This is a genomic window from Prauserella aidingensis, from assembly GCF_024171865.1.
Classification (GTDB): Bacteria; Actinomycetota; Actinomycetes; order Mycobacteriales; family Pseudonocardiaceae; genus Prauserella; species Prauserella aidingensis.
Genome location: NZ_JAMTCN010000010.1, coordinates 1 through 21,753, shown reverse-complemented (window position 1 = coordinate 21,753; position 21,753 = coordinate 1). Strand labels below are relative to the sequence as shown.

General features: G+C 71.5%; 20 protein-coding genes. 8 read left to right on the top strand and 12 right to left on the bottom strand.

What is annotated here, in order from left to right; genetic code table 11:
* Window positions 1–87: 87 nt before the first annotated feature.
* The 5 genes from LY13_RS12585 to LY13_RS12565 form a co-directional block, all read right to left on the bottom strand.
* Window positions 88–1,083 carry a TRAP transporter substrate-binding protein gene (locus LY13_RS12585; protein WP_253828585.1) on the bottom strand — a complete coding sequence of 332 codons (996 nt, stop codon included), beginning with the start codon at window positions 1,081–1,083 and terminating at the stop codon, window positions 88–90.
* Between the two features lie 281 nt (window positions 1,084–1,364).
* Window positions 1,365–2,909, bottom strand: coding sequence for an acetolactate synthase large subunit (locus LY13_RS12580; RefSeq protein WP_372493822.1), 1,545 nt, complete (start codon window positions 2,907–2,909; stop codon window positions 1,365–1,367).
* A gap of 119 nt (window positions 2,910–3,028) precedes the next feature.
* Entirely contained in the window at window positions 3,029–4,675 is a 1,647-nt protein-coding gene (locus LY13_RS12575; RefSeq protein ID WP_253828583.1) for an FAD-binding dehydrogenase, read from the bottom strand.
* 773 nt (window positions 4,676–5,448) lie between these two features.
* The gene (locus LY13_RS12570) at window positions 5,449–5,946 is read right to left on the bottom strand and encodes a DUF3830 family protein (protein WP_253828582.1); all 498 of its coding nucleotides are present in this window, start codon (window positions 5,944–5,946) and stop codon (window positions 5,449–5,451) included.
* 13 nt (window positions 5,947–5,959) lie between these two features.
* Window positions 5,960–7,213, bottom strand: a complete 1,254-nt coding sequence (locus tag LY13_RS12565; protein ID WP_253828581.1) for an aspartate aminotransferase family protein — start codon at window positions 7,211–7,213, stop codon at window positions 5,960–5,962.
* Between the two features lie 318 nt (window positions 7,214–7,531).
* Here LY13_RS12565 and LY13_RS12560 point away from each other — a divergent pair, with 318 nt between their 5' ends.
* Together LY13_RS12560 and LY13_RS12555 are read left to right on the top strand one after the other, a co-directional pair.
* Window positions 7,532–8,998: an NAD-dependent succinate-semialdehyde dehydrogenase gene (locus LY13_RS12560; protein WP_253828580.1), complete on the top strand. Its 1,467-nt coding sequence runs from the start codon at window positions 7,532–7,534 to the stop codon at window positions 8,996–8,998.
* 196 nt (window positions 8,999–9,194) lie between these two features.
* Window positions 9,195–9,806: a class I SAM-dependent methyltransferase gene (locus LY13_RS12555; RefSeq protein WP_253828579.1), complete on the top strand. Its 612-nt coding sequence runs from the start codon at window positions 9,195–9,197 to the stop codon at window positions 9,804–9,806.
* A gap of 33 nt (window positions 9,807–9,839) precedes the next feature.
* Here LY13_RS12555 and LY13_RS12550 read toward each other — a convergent pair whose 3' ends face one another.
* The gene (locus LY13_RS12550; protein WP_253828578.1) at window positions 9,840–10,535 is read right to left on the bottom strand and encodes a GntR family transcriptional regulator; all 696 of its coding nucleotides are present in this window, start codon (window positions 10,533–10,535) and stop codon (window positions 9,840–9,842) included.
* Complete coding sequence (locus LY13_RS12545) at window positions 10,532–11,257, bottom strand: maleate cis-trans isomerase family protein (protein WP_253828577.1); 726 nt, start codon at window positions 11,255–11,257, stop codon at window positions 10,532–10,534. Before LY13_RS12545 ends, LY13_RS12550 begins: the two co-directional genes overlap by 4 nt.
* 210 nt (window positions 11,258–11,467) lie before the next feature.
* Here LY13_RS12545 and LY13_RS12540 point away from each other — a divergent pair, with 210 nt between their 5' ends.
* Window positions 11,468–12,385, top strand: a complete 918-nt coding sequence (locus tag LY13_RS12540) for a D-2-hydroxyacid dehydrogenase (RefSeq protein ID WP_253828681.1) — start codon at window positions 11,468–11,470, stop codon at window positions 12,383–12,385.
* On the opposite strand, the gene LY13_RS12535 is transcribed toward LY13_RS12540, so the two are convergent.
* Together LY13_RS12535 and LY13_RS12530 are read right to left on the bottom strand one after the other, a co-directional pair.
* Window positions 12,364–13,644 (bottom strand): MFS transporter, encoded by a 1,281-nt coding sequence (locus tag LY13_RS12535; protein ID WP_253828576.1) that lies wholly within the window; start codon window positions 13,642–13,644, stop codon window positions 12,364–12,366. The two genes, LY13_RS12540 and LY13_RS12535, sit on opposite strands and share 22 nt — an antisense overlap.
* Entirely contained in the window at window positions 13,641–14,159 is a 519-nt protein-coding gene (locus LY13_RS12530; protein WP_253828575.1) for a helix-turn-helix domain-containing protein, read from the bottom strand. Before LY13_RS12530 ends, LY13_RS12535 begins: the two co-directional genes overlap by 4 nt.
* Window positions 14,160–14,297: 138 nt before the next feature.
* Between LY13_RS12530 and LY13_RS12525 the strand changes: the two genes are divergently transcribed.
* On the top strand, window positions 14,298–15,272 hold the full coding sequence (locus LY13_RS12525; RefSeq protein ID WP_253828574.1) for an aldo/keto reductase: 975 nt from the start codon (window positions 14,298–14,300) through the stop codon (window positions 15,270–15,272).
* Between the two features lie 153 nt (window positions 15,273–15,425).
* Here the strand turns inward: LY13_RS12525 and LY13_RS12520 are convergent, their stop codons facing one another.
* Window positions 15,426–16,796 (bottom strand): WS/DGAT/MGAT family O-acyltransferase, encoded by a 1,371-nt coding sequence (locus LY13_RS12520; RefSeq protein ID WP_253828573.1) that lies wholly within the window; start codon window positions 16,794–16,796, stop codon window positions 15,426–15,428.
* Between the two features lie 202 nt (window positions 16,797–16,998).
* Here LY13_RS12520 and LY13_RS12515 point away from each other — a divergent pair, with 202 nt between their 5' ends.
* The 3 genes from LY13_RS12515 (at window position 16,999) to LY13_RS12505 (ending at window position 20,164) form a co-directional block, all read left to right on the top strand.
* On the top strand, window positions 16,999–18,000 hold the full coding sequence (locus tag LY13_RS12515) for a glutathione S-transferase family protein (protein WP_253828572.1): 1,002 nt from the start codon (window positions 16,999–17,001) through the stop codon (window positions 17,998–18,000).
* Between the two features lie 22 nt (window positions 18,001–18,022).
* Window positions 18,023–19,666, top strand: coding sequence for a thiamine pyrophosphate-binding protein (locus tag LY13_RS12510; protein WP_308216322.1), 1,644 nt, complete (start codon window positions 18,023–18,025; stop codon window positions 19,664–19,666).
* Window positions 19,667–19,750: 84 nt separating this feature from the next.
* Complete coding sequence (locus LY13_RS12505) at window positions 19,751–20,164, top strand: CoA-binding protein (protein WP_253828571.1); 414 nt, start codon at window positions 19,751–19,753, stop codon at window positions 20,162–20,164.
* Between the two features lie 67 nt (window positions 20,165–20,231).
* Here LY13_RS12505 and LY13_RS12500 read toward each other — a convergent pair whose 3' ends face one another.
* Window positions 20,232–20,480 (bottom strand): winged helix DNA-binding protein, encoded by a 249-nt coding sequence (locus LY13_RS12500; RefSeq protein WP_253828570.1) that lies wholly within the window; start codon window positions 20,478–20,480, stop codon window positions 20,232–20,234.
* 6 nt (window positions 20,481–20,486) lie between these two features.
* Here LY13_RS12500 and LY13_RS25660 point away from each other — a divergent pair, with 6 nt between their 5' ends.
* Window positions 20,487–20,855 carry an SDR family oxidoreductase gene (locus LY13_RS25660; protein ID WP_308216324.1) on the top strand — a complete coding sequence of 123 codons (369 nt, stop codon included), beginning with the start codon at window positions 20,487–20,489 and terminating at the stop codon, window positions 20,853–20,855.
* On the opposite strand, the gene LY13_RS12490 is transcribed toward LY13_RS25660, so the two are convergent.
* Window positions 20,806–21,753, bottom strand: a 948-nt coding sequence (locus tag LY13_RS12490; RefSeq protein ID WP_253828569.1) for an HNH endonuclease signature motif containing protein, incomplete at its 5' end; no start/stop codon positions are given. The two genes, LY13_RS25660 and LY13_RS12490, sit on opposite strands and share 50 nt — an antisense overlap.

The window sequence follows — 21,753 nt, the reverse complement described above, 5'->3', positions numbered from 1 at the left end:
GGAAGGCCGGGGATACGACCGCCGCGGCGGTGTGCTGGGGCGGAGCGGTGTGTTATGGCGGAGTGCCGCGGCGGGTGTGCCCGGGGCTCAGTCGTCCGCTCGGGCGAGCACCCGGTCCGCGAAGTCGTCGGGAATGCCGTCGGCAATCTCCTCGCGGACGCCGGCGACCTTCCGGCGGAACGCGTCCACGTCGGCCTCGTTGATCTGCATACCCTGTTCCTCGAACTTCGCCTTCAGCGTGCGGTCGGCTTCGGTACCGGCTTCACGGCTGATCTCCGCGGCGTCGGCGGCGGCCTGCTCCACGCCGGTCCGGAGGTCCTCGGGCAGGCCGGACCAGCTCTGCTCGTTCATCGTCAGGTACACGGGGCTGTAGATGTGTGAGGTCAGCGAGAGGTAGCGCTGCTTCTCGTGGAAGGAGAACGCGTCGACGACCTTCAGCGGATTCTCCTGGCCGTCCAGGACTCCCTGGTCGAGAGCCAGGTAGGCCTCGCCGATGTCGATCTGGGTCGGTGCCGCGCCGAGACTCTCGAACAGCGAGACCCGGGCAGGACTTCCGGGAACGCGGATCTTCAGCCCGGACAGGTCCGCGGGCGTCCTGATAGGACGCTCGTTGTTGGTGATGTGCCGGAATCCGTTTTCGCCGAAGGCGAGGACCCGGGCTCCGATCTCCTCGCTCAGGGATTCGCTCATCTCTCGGCCGAATTCACCGTCGAGGAACTCCGTGGCCTCGGTCCGGTCGGTGAACAGGAACGGCACCTCCATGATGTCGAAGATGGGGTCGAGACCGGCGACGGAACCGCTGACGGCGGCGACGTCGACCGACCCTGCGCGCAGTTGCTGCAGTACTGCTTCCTCGTCACCGGTGGCTCCGCCGGACTGCACCGTGACGGACACCTGGTCGCCCAGGGTTTCTTCGAGGCGGTCGGCGAACGTCAGCAGCATGTCCGCGAGCGGGTCGCCTTCACTCGTCTCCACGGCGAGGGACAACTGGGTGCGCCCGTCGTCGGAGGCGGACGTGCATCCGGCGAGCAGGAGCAGCGGCACCAGTCCGCCGATCACGGCTTTCGTCGTCTGTGTCCTCATGGCGTTCCTCTCGGCTGGATCCGCGATGTCGGCATGCGCGGGAAAGCGGTGGAACCACCTTTGCGAGAAGGGAACACGCAGGTCAAACAGGCAAATTCGGCGGACGGCATCTGCGGATCAGATGCGGAAATCGAATCGTCACCCACGCGCCGAACGGCGTAACAGTTACGTCATCGCGGCCGGTCGCCGGAGCCGTACCACGACGGCGGTTCTCCCGGTGTCGGGCGTGGGAGGAGCGGTGCCGGGCTGCGGGCGGGAGTACGACGCGTGCGGCGGGCGGGTTACAGGAGTGGTGGGATGCGGGCGTCGATGAGGTGGGGGCCGGGTTCGGCCACGGCGCGGCGGAACCGGTCGGCGAGCTCCTCCGCGGTGGTCGCCGTGGAGGCCGGCACGCCCATGCCTTCGGCGAGGCTCGCGAAGTCGATGTCCGGAGTGGACAGATCGAACAGCCCGGCCTTGGCGGGATCGACGTCGCCCGCGCCCGTGCGCTGCAGCTCCATCCGCAGGATGGCGTAGGCGCGGTTGTTGAGGATCACCGTCGTCACGTCGAGCCCCTCGCGGGCCTGCGTCCACAACGCCGAGATCGTGTACATCGCACTGCCGTCGGCCTCGAGGTTGATGACCGGCCGCTGTGGCGCCGCGACGGCGGCTCCCGTCGCCACGGGGATGCCCTGTCCGATGGCGCCGCCGGTGAGGGACAGCACGTCGTGCCGCGGCGCACCGGCCGTCGCGGCGGCGAGCAGCAGGCCCGAGGTGTTGGTCTCGTCGACGACGATCGCGTCCTCGGGCAGCAGCGCGCCGACGACGTCGGGCCAGGTGGCCACGAGCAGCTCACCGGTCGGCAGTTCGGGCCGGCGTGCGGGCGCGAGCGCGGGTTCGGCTCCCGGGGCGACGAGGTCGGCCAGCTCCTCGAGCGCCGCCGTGACGTCCTCGCCCGGAGCGGCGAGGGTGTGCAGCTCGGCGCCGGACGGCACGAGGTCGCCGCGCTTGCCGGGGTAGGCGAAGAACGTCGTGGGCGGCTTCGCGCCGGCGACGACGACGTGCCGAGCGCCGGCGAGTTGCTGTTCGGCCTGCTCGGGCACGTACCCGAGACGTTCCACCGTCGGCAGCCCGGCCCCGCGTTCCAGCCGGGCGGGGAACGTCTCGACGAACAGCCGCACGCCCAGCGCCTCGGAGATCCGGCTCGCCGCACGCAGCGCGGGCTCGCGACACCCCTCGCCGCCGAGCAGGATCACCACCGGCTCACCACTCCGGCACACCGACGCGACGTCGTCCACAGTGGACGATCGGGTGGGCAGGGTGGGCGTGATCGGCCGCCCGGGAGCGGCGCCCTCGCTCCACGAGGCGTCGGCGGGCAGGATCAGCGTCGTCACACTGCCGGGCGCGTCCTGCGCGGCGGCGAGCGCGGCCGCTGCGTCCGTGCCGACGTCCGCGGACGCCGTCGACCGGAACACCGGCCCGAGTGTTGCGGCGACGGCGTCGATGTCGGACTCCAGCGGTGCGTCGTACTGCTTGTGGTACGTCGCGTGGTCGCCGACGACGTTGACGACCGGCGAATGTGCGCGGCGGGCGTTGTGCAGGTTGGACAGGCCGTTGCCGAGCCCGGGGCCGAGGTGCAGCAGCGTGACACCGGGGGTGGCGGTCATGCGCGCGTAGCCGTCCGCGGCACCCGTGACCGCACCCTCGGCGAGGCCGAGCACACCGCGCACGCGCGGCTCGGCCTCCAGCGCCGCGACGAAGTGCATCTCCGACGTGCCCGGGTTGGCGAACACCACCTCGACCCCGGCGCCGGCCAACGTGGCCAGCAACGCCTGCGCGCCCGTCATGCCGTCGTTCATGCGTGTCCTGCCGCCTTTCGTGCACGTGCCCGTTCGATCCACGCAACCCCGCGCCGGTGGGCGCTGCCGCCGAGCGCCCGCCGGCGGCCGACCCGCGGCCGGCTCGTTCAGCCCGCCGCAGCGAGGGCCTGGCCCGCGCGCCTGCCGGTGAACAGGCAGCCGCCGAGGAACGTGCCCTCCAGCGAGCGGTAGCCGTGCATCCCGCCGCCGCCGAAACCGGACGCCTCGCCCGCGGCGTACAGACCGGGCACCGGCTCCCCGGAGTCGGCCAGCACGCGGCCGTCGAGGTCGGTCTCCAGTCCGCCGAGCGTCTTCCGGCTCAGCACGTGGAGTTTCACCGCGATGAGCGGGCCCGCCTTCGGGTCGAGCATCCGGTGCGGCGAGGCGACACGAATGAGCTTGTCGCCGCGGAACTTCCGGGCCCCGCGCAGTGCCGTGACCTGCATGTCCTTCGTGAACTCGTTGCCGATCTCGCGGTCGCGGGCCACGACCTCGTGGCGGATCGCCTCCACCGACAGCAGGTCCTCGTCGGTCTTGGCGTTCATGCCACGCACGAGGTCGGCGAGGTTGTCGGCGACGACGAAGTCGGGCCCCTTGTCGAGGAACGCCTGCACCGGGCCGGGCGGACCCGGCTTGACGCGCTGCAGCGTCATCCGCAGATCCTTGCCGGTCAGATCGGGATTCTGCTCGGAACCCGACAGTGCGAACTCCCGCTCGACGATCTTCTGCGTCAGCACGAACCACGAGTGGTCGTGCCCGGTGCGGCGCAGGTGCGCCAGCGTGCCGAGCGTGTCGAAGCCAGGGAACAGCGGCACGGGCAGGCGCTCGCCGGTCGCGTCGAACCACAGCGACGACGGCCCCGGCAGGATGCGGATGCCGTGCTGCGGCCAGACGGGGGAGTGGTTGTCGATGCCCTCGACGTAGTGCCACATGCGGTCGCGGTTGATCAGGTGCGCGCCCGCGGCCTCGCTGATGCCGAGCATGCGGCCGTCGACGTGTTCGGGGACGCCGGAGAGCATCGAACGCGGCGCCTCACCGAGGCGGTCGGGCCAGTTCTTGCGGATGAGCTCGTGGTTGCCGCCGATACCGCCACTGGCCACGAGGACCGCTGGGGCGCGCAGTGCGAACTCGCCGGTGACCTCGCGGGAACTGCTCTCTCCGCGGGCGACGTCGCTGGACGCCAGTACCGATCCGCTCACGCCGTCCACGGCGCCCGCCGACGTCGTCAGCTCGTCGACGCGGTGCCGGAATCGCAATTCGACCAGGCCGCGGTCGACGGCGTCCCGGACGCGCCGCACGAACGGGTCGAGGACGCCGGGGCCGGTGCCCCAGGTGATGTGGAAGCGGGGAACGGAGTTGCCGTGGCCGACGGCGCCGTATCCGCCGCGTTCGGCCCAACCGACGACCGGGAAGAACTTGACCCCCATCGCGGCGAGCCAGGCCCGCTTCTCGCCCGCGGCGAAGTCGACGTAGGCCTCGGCCCAGCGGCGTGGCCAGGAGTCCTCCTCGCGGTCGAACCCGGCCGTGCCGAGCCAGTCCTGCCAGGCGAGGTCGTGGGAGTCGCGGACGCCGAGCCTGCGCTGCTCCGGGCTGTCCACGAGGAACAGGCCGCCGAACGACCAGAAGGCCTGCCCGCCGAGGGATGCCTCGGGTTCCTGTTCGACGACGATGACGCGCTTGCCCGCGTCGGCCAGAGTGGCCGTCGCGACCAGTCCGGCCAGTCCCGCGCCGACGACGATGACATCCGCGTCCATGGGCACCTCCGCTCCGAGTCGCCTGCAGGTTACCGCCGAGGCAGCGCAGGGACACAGGGCCGCGGCCTACGGCGACCGCAATCTGCGGCGAACTCGGTCCACGGCGATCGCGGCCTGCGGCGGAACGCCGACCCGGGGAGATGCCACCGGGCCGGCGCTCCGACGAGCGAGACGAAGGGGCCGGTCCGCGCCAACGATACCGGCCCCTCGGTCACTCTCGGTGTTTCTTCGAGTGGCTCAGACCAGCCAGCCGAGCAGGTGGGAGAGGTTCGCCAGAACGGACGTGATGATGTCGCCGGCGTGCATGGTGACGTGCTGCATTTCGAGGGGCTCCTTCGTTTCTGGAGTGATTCGTTGACAGCCGTGTGTTCGCGACGCACACGTTGCTTTCGAAAGCACGGCAACGTTTTCAGCGCCGCGGTCCGGTGTCAAAACGCGCCGGGACCCCTCGACCTCGAATGCGAAATCCCTTCAGTTTAAACATGTAAGGCTTTCGTGTTTTCGTGCGGTCGGGGCGGACGGCAGGTGGTGTCACGGTGCGTGGTGACAACACCCGCGGTCACGTTCGGTAACAATGATCTTGACTCGCAACCGGGGTGGGTTGCCTCCCTGAAAGGGTGACCACAAGATCACGTCGAGTGAGTTCGGCCGAACCACCCGTTCGAGGGAACGCCGGGTGGGGAGCACCGCCGGATGCACGTCGGGGCGAACATGCGTCGGGGCGGGCACGCCGCTCGGCATGCCCGCCCCGACCGTCGGTTTCCCCGCGCGTGTCAGGCGCGCGCGTACGTCATCGTCTCGCCCTCGACGCCCCGTAGCCACATGTCCTGTGCGGCCTCCGCCATCGCGTCGAGTCCTTCCTCGATCGTGGCGAACACGTTGCCGGGCACCCAGCCCGCGTCGCCGTTGATCAGCAGGTTGTTACGGCCGTAGAAGATCGCCAGATCGGTGGCGCCCCGGTCGTTGTGCGCTTCGCTGTCGGCGTCGTAGCCGTAGGCCGGGTTGCCGATCTCCCACGGTTCGAAGCCGAAGTAGCAGACGTCGCCGGGGATCGGGGTGACCGTCGGGTTCTCCCGTCCCGGCTTCGGCTCGGGCAGCGGCGGCACGAGCGTGTAGATCTCGTTCCGGGCGTACTTCGCGTGATACGCGGCGCCGCTCTGCGGCAACGCGTCCCACACGGCCCGGCACGTCCGTGGCGCCTCGTCCTCGAGCAGGCGCGCGCGGCAGGACACGCCGCGCTTGTCGAGCGTGATCGTGATGTACCTGCTCATTCCGCGGCCACCGTCACTTCGTCACTTCGGCGACGACTCCGGACCAGATCTCCAGTGCCTCGTCGATCTGCTCCGCGGTGACGACGAGCGGCGGGATCATGCGCACGACGTTCATGTACGCGCCGCAGGTGAGCATCAGCAGGCCACGCTCGGCCGCGAGCTTCTGCGCCGCCTGCGCCGTGGTGTTGTCCGGCTTGCCGTCGGCGGTCGTGAACTCGGAGCCGACGAGCAGGCCGAGGCCGCGCACGTCACCGATCGCGGGGGTCTTGTCGGCGACCGCCCGTGCGCCCGCGAGCAGCTGCTCGCCCCGCTCGGCGGCGTTGGCGACGAGGTTCTCGTCGCGGATGACGTCGAGGGTCGCGACGGCCGCCGCACACGACACGGCGTTGCCGCCGTAGGTGCCGCCCTGCGAGCCCGGGAACGCCTTCGCCATCAGGTCCGCCGACGCGGCGACGCCCGACAGCGGGAAGCCGCTCGCCAGCCCCTTGGCGATCGTGATCACGTCGGGCCGGACGTCGAAGTGGTCGTGTCCCCAGAACTTGCCGGTGCGGCCGAATCCGGTCTGGATCTCGTCGACCACGAGCAGGATGCCGTGCTCGTCGGCGCGCTCACGGAGGCCCGCCATGAACTCCGGGTTCGCGGGGACGTAGCCGCCTTCGCCGAGCATCGGCTCGATGACGAACGCCGCGGTCTCGCCCGGTGCGGTCGCGGTGGCGAAGAGGTAGTCGAGCTCGCGCAGGGCGAAGTCGGTGGCCGTCTTCTCGTCCCACCCGTAGTGGTAGGCGAACGGGAACGGCGCCATGTGCACGCCGCCCATCAGCGGGGAGATGCCCGCGCTGAACCGCGTGCCGGACGTGGTCATGGTGGCGGTGGCGACCGTGCGGCCGTGGAAGCCGCCCTGGAACACCACGACGTTGGGCCTGCCGGTGGCCTGCCGGGCCAACCGCAACGCGGCCTCGACGGCTTCGCTGCCGGAGTTGGCGAAGAACAGCGAGTCGAGACCCGCGGGCAGCACGTCGCCGAGTCGCTCCGACAGCTCGAGCAGTGGTTTGTGCATCACGGTCGTGTACTGGCCGTGGACGAGTTTGCCGACCTGTTCCTGCGCCGCGGCCACCACGCGCGGGTGGCAGTGGCCGGTGCTGGTGACACCGATGCCCGCGGTGAAGTCGAGGTGCCTGCGGCCGTCGGTGTCGTAGAGGTATGCGCCTTCGCCGTGGTCGACGACGACCGGGGTCGCCTGCTTGAGCAGTGGGGACAGCGTGGCCATGACTGCGGCTCCTTCTCGGGTTCCGGGGGCTGACCTCGACCGGCGTCGGTGTCACCGGTTGCCGGACACAGTGGTCCCGGTCCAGGCTCGAACCCGGCGCCGTCGGGGCGCGGTTCCGGGTTCGGGGCCCGCCGCCCGACGGGGTTGTAGATTGTCAACAATGTTCGTAGCATAGCCGTGCAGGCGGCGCAACGACGCCTCGTCCGCAGGTGCCGGGTTCGCGCGCCTCCGGAGGAGGCGGGGTGGTCATGGGTCGGCTGCGCGCGGACCGGGAACCCGACCGCGAGCGGGATCTTCGACGAACTTGGGAGCTGTGGCATGAGCACGGTCAGTGAAGCCGACGTCGTCTCGGCGGTGAACAAGGAACTGTTCATCGGCGGCAAGTGGGCCCCTGCTGCCGGGAACGCGACGTTCGACGTCCACGACCCGGCGACGGGGGAGGTGCTGTGCGCGGTCGCCGACGCGTCGCCGCAGGACGGCATCACCGCGCTCGAGGCCGCGACCGCCGCGCAGGCCGACTGGGCCGCGCACCCGCCGCGCGAGCGCGGCGAGATCCTCCGGCGCGCCTACGAGAAGCTCATGGCGCGCCAGGACGAACTCGGCCTGCTGATGACGCTCGAGATGGGCAAACCGCTCGCCGAGGCCAAGGGCGAGATCGCCTACGCGGCCGAGTTCTTCCGCTGGTTCGCCGAGGAAGCGGTGCGGATCGACGGCGGCTACGCGGTCGCACCCAACGGCAGCGGGCGGTTCCTCGTCACCAACCAGCCGGTCGGCCCGTGCCTGCTGATCACCCCGTGGAACTTCCCCATGGCGATGGGCACGCGGAAGATCGGCCCGGCCGTGGCCGCGGGCTGCACCATGGTCATCAAGCCGGCCGCGCAGACGCCGCTGTCGATGCTGGCGCTCGCCGGCATCCTCGCCGAGGCGGGGCTGCCGGACGGCGTGCTCAACGTCGTCACGACCACGCAGGCGGGCGGCGTCATGGAGCCGATGATCCGCGACGGGCGTGCGCGGAAGCTGTCGTTCACCGGGTCCACGGGGGTCGGCCGCAAGCTGCTCGAACAGTGCGCCGACACGGTGATGCGCACGTCCATGGAACTGGGTGGCAACGCGCCGTTCCTCGTGTTCGAGGACGCCGACCTCGACGCGGCCGTCGACGGTGCGATGCAGGCGAAGATGCGCAACATCGGCGAGGCCTGCACGGCCGCCAACCGGTTCTACGTGCACAGCTCGGTGGCCGACGAGTTCTCCCGCAAGCTCACCGAGCGGATGGAGGCGCTGCCCATCGGCCGTGGGACCGAGGACGGCGTCGTGGTGGGTCCGCTGATCGACACGGCCGCGATCGACAAGGTCTCGGAGCTCGTGGGCGAAGCGGCGCAGCGGGGCGCGACGGTGCTCACCGGAGGGGCCACTGTGGACGGTCCTGGCAACTTCTACCAGCCGACCGTGCTGACGGGGGTGCCGCGCGAGGCCAGGATGACCTCGGAGGAGATCTTCGGCCCGGTGGCGCCGATCTCGACGTTCGAGACGGAGGACGAAGCGCTCGCGGCGGCCAACGACACCGAGTTCGGCCTCGTCGGCTACGTCTACACCCAGAACATCACCCGCGCGCTCCGCGTCAGCGAGCGGATGGAGACCGGCATGGTCGGCCTGAACCAGGGCGTCGTGTCGAACCCGGCCGCGCCGTTCGGCGGCGTCAAGCAGTCCGGGCTCGGCCGTGAGGGCGGCACCGTGGGTATCGACGAGTTCCTCGAGACCAAGTACATCGCGGTCGGTGGCCTGTGACCACCTGCTGAGACACCGGGCGTGCGCGCCGGGCCTCGGAAACGGGTGGGACGGTGGCGTGCGTCCTGCGGTGCGCCGGCTGCCGCTATGCTCTCCCGGTCCGTCCGGATCGTTTCGGCCACCTCTGCGCTGGCCGGGCCCGGATGTGACCTTTGACACGAAGCGGAAGGCCGAGGTTGTCACGGATGGTGTGGTCATGCTCGATGGTTTGAAGCGCTCGCTGCCGCCGTTCGTCGCGGCCGCCGTCCGCAACCCGAAGTCCGTCGGCGCCGCCGCGCCGAGTTCCCGCGCGCTCGCCGCGCGGATGGCGTCGGCCGTGCCCGACACGGTCGCCACGCCGACGGTCGTGGAGATCGGCGCCGGTACCGGCGCGTTCACCCGGGTGGCGCGCGAGCGCGTGGCCGGCGGCGGCCGCTACATCGCCATCGAGCGCGACGAGCGGATGGCGGGCCACCTGGAACGCGGGAACCCCGGCGTCGAGGTCGTGAACGGCGACGCCGCGGAGCTGGGCAAGATCCTGGCCGACCGTGGCGTGAGCAGCGTCGACGCCGTGCTGTGCGGCCTGCCGTGGTCGCTGTTCCCCGTGGAGCTGCAGCGCCGGATCCTCGGCGAGATCGCCACGGCCATGGCGCCGCACGCGGTGTTCACGACGTTCGCCTACGTCCACGCCGCGCGGATTCCCGGCTCGAAGCGGTTCCGCGCCGAGGTCGAGGCCGTGTTCGAGGACGTCGAGGCGCAGGCGCCGGTGTGGCGGAACCTGCCACCCGCGATGACCTACCTGTGCCGCAACGCGCGCGGGGTCGGCTGACCCGGTCGAGCTCCGCCGGTCGGGCTCGGCCGGTCAAGCTCCGCCGGTCTCGGCGGCGCGGTCGTCGGGCGCGAGCCGTTTCACGGCGTCGGCCATGTGCTCGTCGAGCAGGCGCAGCAACGTCGCTTCGTCGCCCGCGCGCAGCGCCGCGATGATCGCGTGGTGCTCGGCGACGCGCTCGTCGGTCTCGTAGTCGTCGGTCGGGTAGGTGCGCTGCAGTTCCGTCAGGCACATGCGTGTCTCGATCATCAGTGTGCGGGCCATGCGACGCAGCCGTGGGCTGCCGGAGGCGTCGATGAGCGCCTCGTGGAACCGCAGGTCCGCTTCGGACAGTGCGGTCGGATCGCCCTCGGCGTCGGCGTCGGCCATCCCGGCCACGGCCTCTGCCAGGGTGTCGGCGATCGCGTCCCGGTCGGGCGCGCGCACGACCAGCGTCGCCGCCGCGCGTTCGACCGCCGAGCGTGCGAGGTAGACGTCCCGGATGTCCCCGGGGCCGAGGTCGACGACGAACAGGCCGCGGTGCCGTTCACTGCGCAGCAGCCCTTCGGACACGAGCCGCTGCATCGCCTCACGCAGCGGGCCGCGGGAGACCTGGAACCGGGATGCGAGTTCCGCCTCGCCGAGCTGCATGCCCGGTGCCAGCGTTCCCGCCATGATCGCTTCCCGCAGCCTGCGGGCGATGATGGCGGCGGTGGATTCCCGGTTGACCGGTTCGATGTCGGCGATCATCGGCGCCTGCCCGTGCGCAGCAGGGTGCCCAGTCCGTCGTAGGTGCCGGTGGCGCCCGCGATCCGCAGACCTTCCCACACGGTGACCTGGTTGGCGGTGAGTACGGGTTTGCCCAGCCGGTGTTCGAGGTCGTCGACGAGCGCGAGGGTGCGCATCGCGGTGTCGGGGATCAGCAGCGCGTCGGCGTCCGGGTGGTCGTGGCGCACGGCCAGGTCGACGACCCGTTCGGCGGGCAGGTTCCCGACCTCGGCGGCGGTGTCGATGTCGGCGGCCGACGCCGACACGACCTCGATGCCGGCGCGGCCGAGGAAGTCGGCGAACAGCCTCGCGACGTCGTCGGGGTAGCTCGCTGCGACGGCGACCGTGCGCACCCCGAGCGTCTGCGCGGCGTGGACGAACGCCAGGGACGTGCTCGACGCGGGGAGCCCGCCCGCCGCCTCCGACAGTCCGGCGACCTGCTCGGCGGCGCCGTCCCAGCCGTAGACGAAACTGCCGCTGGTGCAGGCCCAGACGACGGCGTCGGGCGCGTGCTTCGCCAGCAGTGCGGCACCGTCCGACAGGCGTGCGGGGGAGCCGAGGTCGAGCAGCTCGGGCACGGCGTGCAGATCCGTGCCGTAGATGTGCTCGACGCGCAGTGCGGTGCCGTCGCCGAGTATCCGTTCGGCCAGTGGGTAGTCGTCTTCCGCGGCGTGGTCCGGGTAGACGAATCCGATCGTGGGCACGAGGCACCTCCTCGGCGTCCGTGGGGTCCACGGTGGACACGGCCGGTGACCGGTGGTGGCGGCCGTTCGGTGATGGCGATGCGACCCGAGGGGAACCTCGGATTGTTGACAATCATACGACCCGCACCTAGCGTGTCAACGGTGAATGCGGTGACCGAGTCCGGCAAGCCCGTACTGACCGTGCTGACCGGCGACGATGCGCCCCCGGACATGGCTGCCGTCGAGCAGGAGGCCGAGGTCCGGTACACCGATGCCGCGGGCCTCGCCGACGCGCTGCGCGGGGCCGACGCGCTGTTCATGTACCAATTCCTGTCCACGGCGCTGCCGTCGGCGTGGCATGCCGCCGACCGGCTGCAGTGGCTGCACATCGCCGCGGCGGGCGTGGACCCGGTGATGTTCCCCGAACTGCGGTCCAGCGACGTCGTGCTCACGAACGCGCGCGGGGTGTTCGACGACTCCATCGCCGAGTACGTGCTCGGCCAGGTGCTCGCTTTCGCCAAGGACATGCCGACCTCGCTGCGCCTGCAGGACGCCCGCACCTGGCGGCACCGCGAGACCGAACGGATCGGCGGAGCCTCGGCCGTGGTCGTCGGCACCGGGCCCATCGGCAGGGCGATCGCGCGGCTGCTGCGGGCGGCGGGACTGCGTGTGTCGGGCGCGGGCAGGCGGGCGCGGGACGGCGATCCGGACTTCGGCACGGTGCACACGACCGACCGGCTCGCCGAGTGTGTGGCCGACGCCGATTACGTCATCGCCGTGGCCCCGCTGACCGATCAGACGAAGAACATGTTCGACGCCGACGCCTTCGCGGCGATGAAGCCGTCCGCGCGGTTCGTCAACGTCGGCCGCGGCGAGCTGGTGGTGACCGACGATCTCGTCGCCGCGCTGCGGTCGCAGACGATCGCCGGCGCCGCACTCGACGTGTTCGACACCGAGCCGCTGCCCGCCGACCATCCGCTGTGGACGATGGAGAACGTGCTGATCTCGCCGCACATGTCGGGCGACGTCGTGGGGTGGCGGCGCGAGCTGGTCGGCGTCTTCGCGGACAACTTCCGCCGGTGGCGCGCCGGTCAGGAGCTGCGGAACGTCGTGGACAAACAGCTGGGCTACGTGCCCTCGGGGAGCTGACCCGCCGACGGGTCGCCCGCGGGCCGCCGCCGGAGCGTGCGCACCTGCCTGCTCGTCAGGGTGAGCAGGGTGACGATCGTCAGCAGGGTCGCGCCGCCGAGCAGGGTCGCGGACCTGCCGAACTGTTCGGCCAGCGGCCCCGCGGCCACCTCACCGATCGGCAGTGCGACGAACGAGCCGAGCATGTCGTAGGAGTAGACCCGCGCGAGCCGGTCGGGCGGGATGTTCTCCTGGAGCGACACGTCCCACGCGACGGTGAACTGTTCGAGTGCGACGCCCGCCAGGAACATCACGGCGAGCAGGGGAACGAACTCGGGCAACTCGGCGAGGAACACGAGCGGCACGGCCTCGACGAGCGTGACCGCCACCCCGACGCGCAGTGCGTGCCGGGGCCGCCACCGTGCGGCGAGGAACCCGCCCGCGAACGCGCCCGCGGTCTGGGCGGCGAGGACGAAACCCCACCCGCCGCGGCCCAGACCCTCGTCCGCGATCGTCGGCCCCAGTACGACGAGACAGCCCGAGACGACGGCGTTGACCACCATGAACTGCAGCACGACCAGCCACACCCACCGGCGTGCCGTGAACTCCCGCCAACCGTCGGCGAGTTCGCGCAGCGGTGCCGTGTGCGTGCCGTCGCCTGCCGCGGGCGCGTGCACACCCCGGTAGGCCAGGGCGGAGAGCGCGAAGAGCGCCGCGTTCGCGCCGAGTGTCCACCCCGGACCTGCCGCTGCGACGAGGATGCCGCCGATCGCGGCACCGCTGATGCGGCCGCTGTTGGCCGCGACCCGGACGAGCGCGTTGGCCTGGGTGAGCAGTACCGGCGGCACGGTCTGCGGGGTCAGTGCCGCCGCGGCGGGCAGCGAGATCGCCGCGACGGCACCGTTGAGCAGGCTCAGCACGACGAGCAGCGGCACACCGGCGAAGCCGCCGAGGACACTCGCGGCGATCGCCGCCTGGGTCAGCGCGGCCGCGGCACCGGTGCCCTGGAGGATCACCGCGCGCGGGAACCGGTCGGCGAGAACCCCCGCCAGCAGCAGGAACACGACGCTGGCCAGCGAGCGGGCGCCGACGACGAGTCCGAGCTGGGTGGGTGACCCGGTGAGGTCCAGGACGGCGAAGGCCAGCGCCACCGGCGCGAGGGCGTTGGCGAACTCGTCGAACGTGCGGCCGAGGAGCAGAGCGCGGAAGTCCGGCAGCCGCAGCGGGGCCGTGACCCGTGCGGACGGCGGCACGGGCTCCCGCGGTGGCGTCGCCGTCATCGCTGCCGCATCCGGAACAACGCGACCGTGGCGCTGACCCGGTGGGTGCCAGGGGTGCGGGGAGCCTTGGCGTGCATGTGCAGCAGATCGCCGAGCTCGCCGGCCAGCGCGCGGGCACGCCGCCAGACACGGTCGTCCACCCACACCTCGGCGTCGGTGGTCGAGTACCCGGCTCCCTGCTCCCGCTGGGAGGACCTGCGGCGGAGCTCGTCGGCGAGGGCGCCGAGCAGGACCCGTTCCTCCTCCGGCTCGCGGTCGAGGAACGGACCCGCGCTCGCCGGGTCGTGGCGGTAGCGCTTGGCCCGGCCGCCGCGGATCACCACGTCGCCCGCGGGCTCGAGCAGCCCCGCGGCGTGCAACCTGCGCAGGTGATAGCTGACGTTCGCCTGCTTCTCACCCAGTTCCCTGGCGGCTTCGGCCGAGCTCATCGCCGAGCCGGTGAGCAGTGAGAGCAGACGCATGCGGAGTGGGTGGGCGAGGACCCGCAGGCGGTCGAGGCTGTCGTCGTCGGTCACGGGGCCTGAGTCTCCGCGCGCCCGACAACAACAGTCAAACAGCTCTTTTGGGGTCGGAGGGTGCCGCCCGTATTCCCGTTCACCGGGGTGGAGGACCTCACGGTGCGTGAGCACTGCTCGCGGGGTAATCCTGGTGGCATGCAGACGGTCACTTTGGGCAGGAGCGGTCTCGACGTCTCGCGGATCTGCTTCGGGACGTGGCAGATCGGCGGCGACTGGGGTTCGTTCGACGCCGACGCCGCGATCGACGCCATCCGGCAGGCACGCGAGCTGGGTGTGACGTTCTTCGACACGGCGCAGGCGTACGGGTTCGGTGCGTCGGAGGAACTGCTCGGCAGGGCGCTGCGGCCGGACCTGGACCGCGACCGCGACAGCGTCGTCATCGCGACGAAGGGCGGGATCGACCCGGGCACCGACCGGCCGCGGAAGGCGACGCGGGAGTTCCTGCGCAGCGGCGTCGAGCAGAGCCTGCGGCACCTCGGTGTCGACCACATCGACCTGTACCAGGTGCACTGGCCCGACGAGCGGACTCCGGCCGAGGAGACGGCGTCGGCGCTGCAGGAGCTGGTCGACGAGGGCAAGATCCGCCACGCGGGAGTGTCCAATTACGACAGCGAACAGCTCGCGGCGTTCGACCGGACCCGGCCGGTGGAGACGCTGCAGCCGCCGTACCACCTGCTGCGCCGGGACATCGAGACGGACCCGTTGCCGTACGCGCGGGAACACGACATCGGCGTGCTTGTCTACAGCGCGCTGGGCAGTGGCCTGCTGACCGGGGCGCTGACGGCCGACGCCACGTTCGAGGCGTCGGACTGGCGCTCGCAGTCGTCGGCGTTCCAGGGCGAGAATCTGCGGCGGAACGTGGCGGTGGTCGAGGAGCTGAAGGAGTTCGCGGCGGGCAAGAACGCGAGCGTCAGCCAGCTCGCGATCGCCTGGACGCTGGCGCAGCCGGGCGTGCACGTGGCGATCGTCGGCGCGCGCCGGGCCCGCAACATCGCCGACAGTGTCGGCGCGGCGGACCTCGAACTGACCGCCGACGACCTCGCGGAGATCGACCGCATCACCGCGGCCGGTGTCCCGGTGACCGGCGCCAGCCCGGAAGGCATCGCCTGACGCTCCGTGGTCGGGGACGCGGCCGCGCACCGGTGGGCGTCCGCCCCCAAGGGCACTTTGGTGGCGTTCAATGCGACCAAGGTGCCCTTGGGGGCACTTGCGTACCGCGAGGGGCCGGCCGGTTCGGTTACTGTGGGTGGCCGGGGTTCGGGCTCAGCGGGTCGCCTTCTCCAGGTCCGTCAACGCCGCGTCGAGGTGTGTCAGCAGGCGTTGCAGGTGCGGAACGCTGCGGCGGCAGCCGGTGATGCCGACGTCGAGGTCGTCTCCGGAGGTGGTCAGCGTGATGTTCAGCGCCTGCCCGTCGAGCAGCACCGACGCGGGGTAGATGCCGTCGAGGCGCGCCCCGTTCCAGTACATCTGCTTACGTGGTCCCGGCACGTTCGAGATCACCAGGTTGAACGGCGGACGCGTGTTCCCGGCGATCCCCGGTACGGGGCTCGCCGCCAGCGGAGCCACGTTCAGTGCCGACAGCAGCAACGCCTGCAGCGGGGTGAGGTCGCGGAACACACGTTTGGCGTCGGCCGTGGACCGTGCCACGGTCTCCAGTCGTTCGTCGGCGTCCTGCAGGTCGGTGCCGAGGTTCGCCAGCAGCGCGCCGATCTGGTTGCCGGAGGACTCGCCTGCGTCACGTGGAGACCGCATCGACACCGGCACCATCGCCGTCAACGGTGCGGTGGGCAGCGCGTGCCGTTCGATCAGGTACTCCCGCAGGGCGCCGCCGCACATGGCGAGCACGACGTCGTTGCGCGTCACGCCCGCGGCCGAGGCGACCGTCCGGATTCGTTCCAACGGCCACGACTGGGCGGCGAACCGCCGCGCACCGCCGACCGGCACGTTGAACATCGTCCGCGGCGCTTCGAGCGGCAGGGTGAGGGTGCGTTCGCGGAAGGCCTCCTTGGCGACCGACAGTGCCGCGGCGGGGACACCCGCGAGCTGCCGCGCTGTTCCGGTGGCCGTCCGCAGCACGTCCATGGGGTCCGGGGCCGTGCGTGGCGTGCGCGGCCGTGACTCGCGCTTGCCCCACGGCGGCGGGCAGGAGCGGTCGTCCGGATCGTCGGACAGCACGCCGGTCACCTGACGCAATGCGGCCACGCCGTCCATCGCCGCGTGGTGGATCTTGCTGTACACGGCGAATCGGCCGTCGGCGAGCCCTTCGACGAGATGCACCTCCCACAGCGGGCGGTGCCGGTCGAGCAGGGTGCTGTGCCAGCGGGACGTGAGTTCGAGCAGTTCGCGGATGCGGCCGGGGCCGGGCAGCGCCGAGTGGCGGAAGTGGTAGTCGAGGTCCAGGTGGGGATCGCGCTGCCACGCCAGGTAACCCGCGGTGTTGACCGGTCTGCGCAGCCGCTGCTGGAAGACCTCCCGCACCGTGGTGCGCTGGAGCAGCGTTTCGCGGATCTCGCGCAGGTACTCGGGGCCGGCGTCGTCGGGCGGCGTGAACAGCTGCAGGCCGCCCACGTGCATGGGGTGTTCGCGAGACTCGATCGCGAGAAACATCGAGTCGGTCACGGGCATCAGCGACATCGGTGTCACCTCCCACGGGTCGGGGACCGCCGCCCGGAGCGTGCGGTGGCAGGAGTGTACGCACCGATGTCCGTACCGTGGCCATACCGACGGCTCCGGAGATCGGCGTTTCCACCGGGTGCCGCACACCCGGAACGGGCCGGTGCACACTCACCGTGCCCGTGCCGTGCGGCGGTGGGCGGGTACGGACTAGCGTCGGGGCATGACCATCCCGACGGACCCGGAGACCGGGGAGTTCCACCGCGCGCCCAGTGCGTTCACCGCCCGTATCACCGCCGACGGCCGCGACGGCTGGCCCGTCGAGGCGGGCCGCTACCGACTGGTCGTCAGTCGCGCGTGCCCGTGGGCGAGCAGGGCGCTGGTGGTGCGCAGGCTGCTGGGGCTGGAGAACGTCCTGTCGCTGGCCGTGGCCGATCCGATCCAGGACTCCCGCAGTTGGCGATTCACGCTCGATCCGGGCGGTGTCGATCCGGTGCTCGGCATCGGATTCCTGTACGAGGCGTACGAGAAGGCCGACCCCGCCTACGACGGCGGGATCAGCGTGCCGGCGATCGTCGACGCGGCGAGCGGGAAACTCGTCACCAACGACTACCCGCAGCTCACACTCGACCTCGACACCCAGTGGACGGCGCTGCAGCGCGACGGCGCGCCCGAGCTGTATCCGGAGGCGTTGCGTGACGAGATCGACGCCGTCAACGCCGACGTGCACCGGGACGTCAACGCAGCCGTCTACGAGGCCGGGTTCGCCACGAAGCAGGCGGCCTACGAGGACGCCTACGACCGGCTGTTCGCGCGGCTCGACGCACTGTCGGACCGGCTCTCGCGGCAGCGCTACCTCGTGGGCGACACGATCACCGAGGCCGACATCCGCCTGTTCACCACGTTGGTGCGGTTCGACGCCGTCTACCACGGGCATTTCAAGTGCAACCGCCACAAGCTCACCGAGCTGCCGGTGCTGTGGGCCTACGCGCGGGATCTGTTCCAGACGCCCGGCTTCGGCGACACCGTCGACTTCGACCACATCAAACGGCACTACTACCAGGTGCACGAGCAGGTGAACCCGACGCGGATCGTGCCGAAGGGTCCGGACCTGTCCGGCTGGTGGACGCCGCACGGCAGGGAGGAACTGGGCGGACGGCCGTTCGGCAACGGTACGCCTCCGCCACCACCGCCCCCGCAGGAGGCCGTCACCTCGGTGTCGTGAGGCCTACTCGTATCCTCTCGGCGTGGCAGCGACCGGAGGATGCACGGGAGGCGAACGGCTCGCGGACGCACTGCGCGAGCTCGAGGTCGATCGCGCGTTCGGGCTGCCCGGAGTGCACAACCTGCCCGCGTGGAATGCGTTGTCACAGCGGGGGATCCGGCTGATCGGCGTTCGCCACGAGCAGTCGGCCGCGTTCGCCGCGGACGGTTACGCCCGCGCCACGGGCAGGCTCGGCGTGGCGGTCGTGACGACCGGCCCCGGCGCGGCCAACACTCTCGCGGCGGTCGGTGAGGCGCAGGCGTCCGCGTCCCCGGTGGTCGTGATCGCCACCGACGTGCCGTCCGCCCTGCGCCGCCCGGGCGTGGTGCGCGGGGCGCTGCACGAGATGTCCGACCAGGCCGCGATGTTCGCCCCGGTGACGAAGGCGGCGCTGACCGCGGAGTCGCCCGACGACGTCGCGCGCGTGATCCGCAGGGCAGGCCGGCTCGCGCGCAGGCCGCAGAGCGGCCCCGTGTACGTCGGCATTCCCGCGGACTTCCTCACCGCGGAGGCGGCCGATCCGTTGCCCGCGGAGTCGACGGAGGTGATCCACCGCGTCGACGTCGCCGACCTGTTGCAGGCACGGGAGTTGCTGAGCACGGCCCGACGGCCGGTCATCTGGGCGGGTGGTGGCGCGTTGCGTGCGGGTGCGGGTGACGCGCTCGGGGAGCTGGCCGAAACCCTGGCCGCACCCATCATCACGACGTACGCCGCGCGGGGCATCGTGCCGCCGGACCATCCGTGCCGCGCGTCGAACCCCGTGCACACGCCCGAGGTCGGCGCGCTGTGGGACGAGGCCGACGTCGTGCTCGCCGTCGGCACCGACTTCGACGGCATGATGACGCAGAACTGGCGCATGCCGAAGCCGCCGACGCTCATCTCCATCAACGTCGACGCGGGCGACGCCGCCAAGAACTACCCGCCGGATCTCCAACTGACCGGCGACGCCCGCGAGGTCACCGAGAACCTGGCGCTGGGCATGCCGCGGCGGGCGGGTCTGCCCGAACTGTCGCGCAGACTCGACGACATCGAGACCCGCGTGCGCAGGCGCATCCGCAGGGAGGAACCACAGGCCGCGGAGCTGCTGACCGCACTGTCCGAGACGCTGCCCGACGACGCGGTGCTGGTCTCGGACATGTGCGTCGCCGGGTACTGGATCGGCGGCTTCTACCGCGTCGCGGCGCCGCGCAAGCTGGCCTATCCGATGGGCTGGGGCACGCTCGGCTTCGGGTTTCCCGCCTCGCTCGGAGTCGCGGCGGCGGGCGGTGGCCGCGCAGTGTGCGTGACGGGCGACGGCGGCTTCCTGTACGGCGTCGGCGAGCTCGCCACGGCGATCCAGGAGGCCCTGCCGCTCACGGTGGTCGTGGTCGACGACAGCGGCTACGGCATGCTCCGCTACGACCAGACGCGCGGCGGCCTGCCGCACGAGGGTGTCGACCTCGTGACGCCGGACTTCGTCGGACTGGCCAAGTCGTTCGGTGTCGACGCCGACCGGGTCGACGGGTTCGGCCGCGCGTTCCGGAGGCGGCTGCGCGAGTTCACACGCTCGGAGGAGCCGAACCTGCTCGTCGTGGCCGCCGAACTCAGCCCGCCGTTGAACACGTCGCCTCGCTGGTACCGCCGCTGACGACGCCTCGCGCGGGAACGGTGACATCGCACCGCGTGCGGTCGTCGGCGGCCGTCCGGTGGGCGGCCACGTAGGCTGGGCGGCATGACGACCGACACCGCGACCGCCGAGCGGGTGCTGTCCGAGGCCACGACGATCGCCGTGGTGGGCCTGAGCCGGAACCCGGCGAAGTCGGCCCATTCGGTGCCCGCGGCGATGCAGTCGGCGGGCTTCCGCGTGATTCCGGTCCACCCGTCGGCCGACGTGCTGCTGGGGGAGCGGGTCTACCGCACGCTGGCCGACGTCCCGGCGCCCGTGGACATCGTCGACGTGTTCCGCCCCTCCGCCGAGGCTGCGGGCGTCGCCAGGCAGGCCGCGGAGATCGGCGCGAAGGCGTTGTGGTTGCAGCAGGACATTGTCTCGGCGGAGGCGCGCGACATCGCCGCCGAGGCGGGCATGGACTACGTCGAGGATCAGTGCATCGCCGTGGTCCGCGCCCTGGCCGGCATCACGCGCTGAGCTGGGAGCCCGCGCGGCGAGGCGCGTGGTCCGTCTGGGGCTGCCCGGGCGGCTGCGGCTGCCATCGTCACGCGTGCCCGTCGGCCTCGGGGTTCGGTTTCCCCGTGCCGACGTGGTCGACCGGCACGTCCCCGGTGTGTGCCAGGCACAGTGTGTGGAGCAGACCGGCCAGGGTGTCGCGTTCGTGTTCGTCGAGGACGGCCAGTAGCCCGTCCTCGTGGGCGAAGATCGCGCCTGCCGTGTCGTCCACGATCCGGCGTCCCGATTCGGTGAGGCGCACGACGACGCTGCGGTCCTCGCCAGGCTCTCTTGACACCCAGCCCTGACGCTCCGCGCGTGTCAATCGCTGGGAGATCGCGGCCGGCGTGACGCCGTCGGCCTCGGCGAGCGTGGGGTTCTACGGCCCGGCCAAGGCTGCGGTTGCCTCCTACGCACTCGGGCTGGCCGCCGCGCTGGGCCGCGCGACATCCGCGTCAACTGCATCTCACCCGGTTACATCGCCGACACGGAGTTCTTCGCCGGGACGATGACGCCTGAGCGTGAGGAGGAGCTGCGCGCGGCCACGATGCTCGGCAGGACCGGAGTTTCCGAGGACGTCGTGGGGCTCACCGAGTTCCTGCTCTCCTCGCGCGCGGAGCATCTCACCGGTCAGAACTTCCATCTCGACGGCGGCGCCCACTCGACGCGCTGACCCGGTGGTCGAGTACGCCGACAACGGTGGGCCGGCGTCGTCCCGACTTCGGGGTGAGGACGGGGTGGCGGTGTGCCGTGTAGGTCGCCCCGTGTGGGGTTGTTATCCGGGTGGTGCCGTGGATGGGGTCGTAGTGGGTGTTCCAGCGAGGGTGGTGTTTGAGTCGGTGGTGGCGTCGGCAGCGTGGGCCGCCGTTGGCCACCGACGTGGCGCCGCCACCGCCGTCGGTGGCCCAGGGTTGTTCGTGGTCGTGGTCGCAGTGCCGAGCGGGGCGGTGGCACCAGGGCATGACGCATTCCCGGTCCCGCACCCGCACAAGCTCGCGGATTGTCGCGTTGGGTCGTCGCCGGGTGCGTCCCAGGTCGACCGGCTCGCCGGTGCCGGGGTCGCACAGCACGGCCCGCCAGATGCTGCGGGAGTTGGTCATGATCTCCCGCGCAACCGCGGCCGCGATGGGCCCGTAGCCGTCGAGTTCGCATCCCTGGTCGGAGATCGTCAGGGCCGTGTCGACCGGCACGTGCAGGTACACCATGGCTGTGGCCTCCGACGGCGCCACGCCCGGGTCGCGTCCCAGCAGCAGGTCTGCGGTCACGTCGGCGCGCAGTTGGTCGAGGGTGCGGCCGTCGCCGCTGCGGCGCAGCGACCGCGCCATTCCGTCGACGCGGGAGTAGCAGGCCGCCGCCACCTCGGCGGGTAGCTGCGCTTCGAGTGAGGACATCACGTGCTCACCCGGGGTGAGTTCGACCCGGCGTTCTGCACGCGCCGTGCGGGCACGCTCGGCCTGTCCGCCGGGGTCGACCTTCTCCACCAGCCGACGTGCCCGCTGGGCCAGGTTCCCCGGCTGCCACGCCGTCTCCGGCGCCTCCACCAGCCGTTCCGCCAGCAACGCGTCCACGGT

Bases quoted from the DNA above. Each gene is read 5' to 3' on its own strand.
- LY13_RS12505 (WP_253828571.1), top strand. From the start codon at position 19,751: ATGACGACCGACACCGCGACCGCCGAGCGGGTGCTGTCCGAGGCCACG.
- LY13_RS12525 (WP_253828574.1), top strand. From the start codon at position 14,298: ATGCAGACGGTCACTTTGGGCAGGAGCGGTCTCGACGTCTCGCGGATC.
- LY13_RS12550 (WP_253828578.1), bottom strand. From the start codon at position 10,535: ATGATCGCCGACATCGAACCGGTCAACCGGGAATCCACCGCCGCCATC.
- LY13_RS12585 (WP_253828585.1), bottom strand. From the start codon at position 1,083: ATGAGGACACAGACGACGAAAGCCGTGATCGGCGGACTGGTGCCGCTG.
- LY13_RS12575 (WP_253828583.1), bottom strand. From the start codon at position 4,675: ATGGACGCGGATGTCATCGTCGTCGGCGCGGGACTGGCCGGACTGGTC.
- LY13_RS12555 (WP_253828579.1), top strand. From the start codon at position 9,195: ATGCTCGATGGTTTGAAGCGCTCGCTGCCGCCGTTCGTCGCGGCCGCC.
- LY13_RS12570 (WP_253828582.1), bottom strand. From the start codon at position 5,946: ATGAGCAGGTACATCACGATCACGCTCGACAAGCGCGGCGTGTCCTGC.
- LY13_RS12565 (WP_253828581.1), bottom strand. From the start codon at position 7,213: ATGGCCACGCTGTCCCCACTGCTCAAGCAGGCGACCCCGGTCGTCGTC.
- LY13_RS12535 (WP_253828576.1), bottom strand. From the start codon at position 13,644: ATGACGGCGACGCCACCGCGGGAGCCCGTGCCGCCGTCCGCACGGGTC.
- LY13_RS12540 (WP_253828681.1), top strand. From the start codon at position 11,468: ATGGCTGCCGTCGAGCAGGAGGCCGAGGTCCGGTACACCGATGCCGCG.
- LY13_RS12560 (WP_253828580.1), top strand. From the start codon at position 7,532: ATGAGCACGGTCAGTGAAGCCGACGTCGTCTCGGCGGTGAACAAGGAA.
- LY13_RS12515 (WP_253828572.1), top strand. From the start codon at position 16,999: ATGACCATCCCGACGGACCCGGAGACCGGGGAGTTCCACCGCGCGCCC.
- LY13_RS12520 (WP_253828573.1), bottom strand. From the start codon at position 16,796: ATGTCGCTGATGCCCGTGACCGACTCGATGTTTCTCGCGATCGAGTCT.
- LY13_RS12580 (WP_372493822.1), bottom strand. From the start codon at position 2,909: ATGACGGGCGCGCAGGCGTTGCTGGCCACGTTGGCCGGCGCCGGGGTC.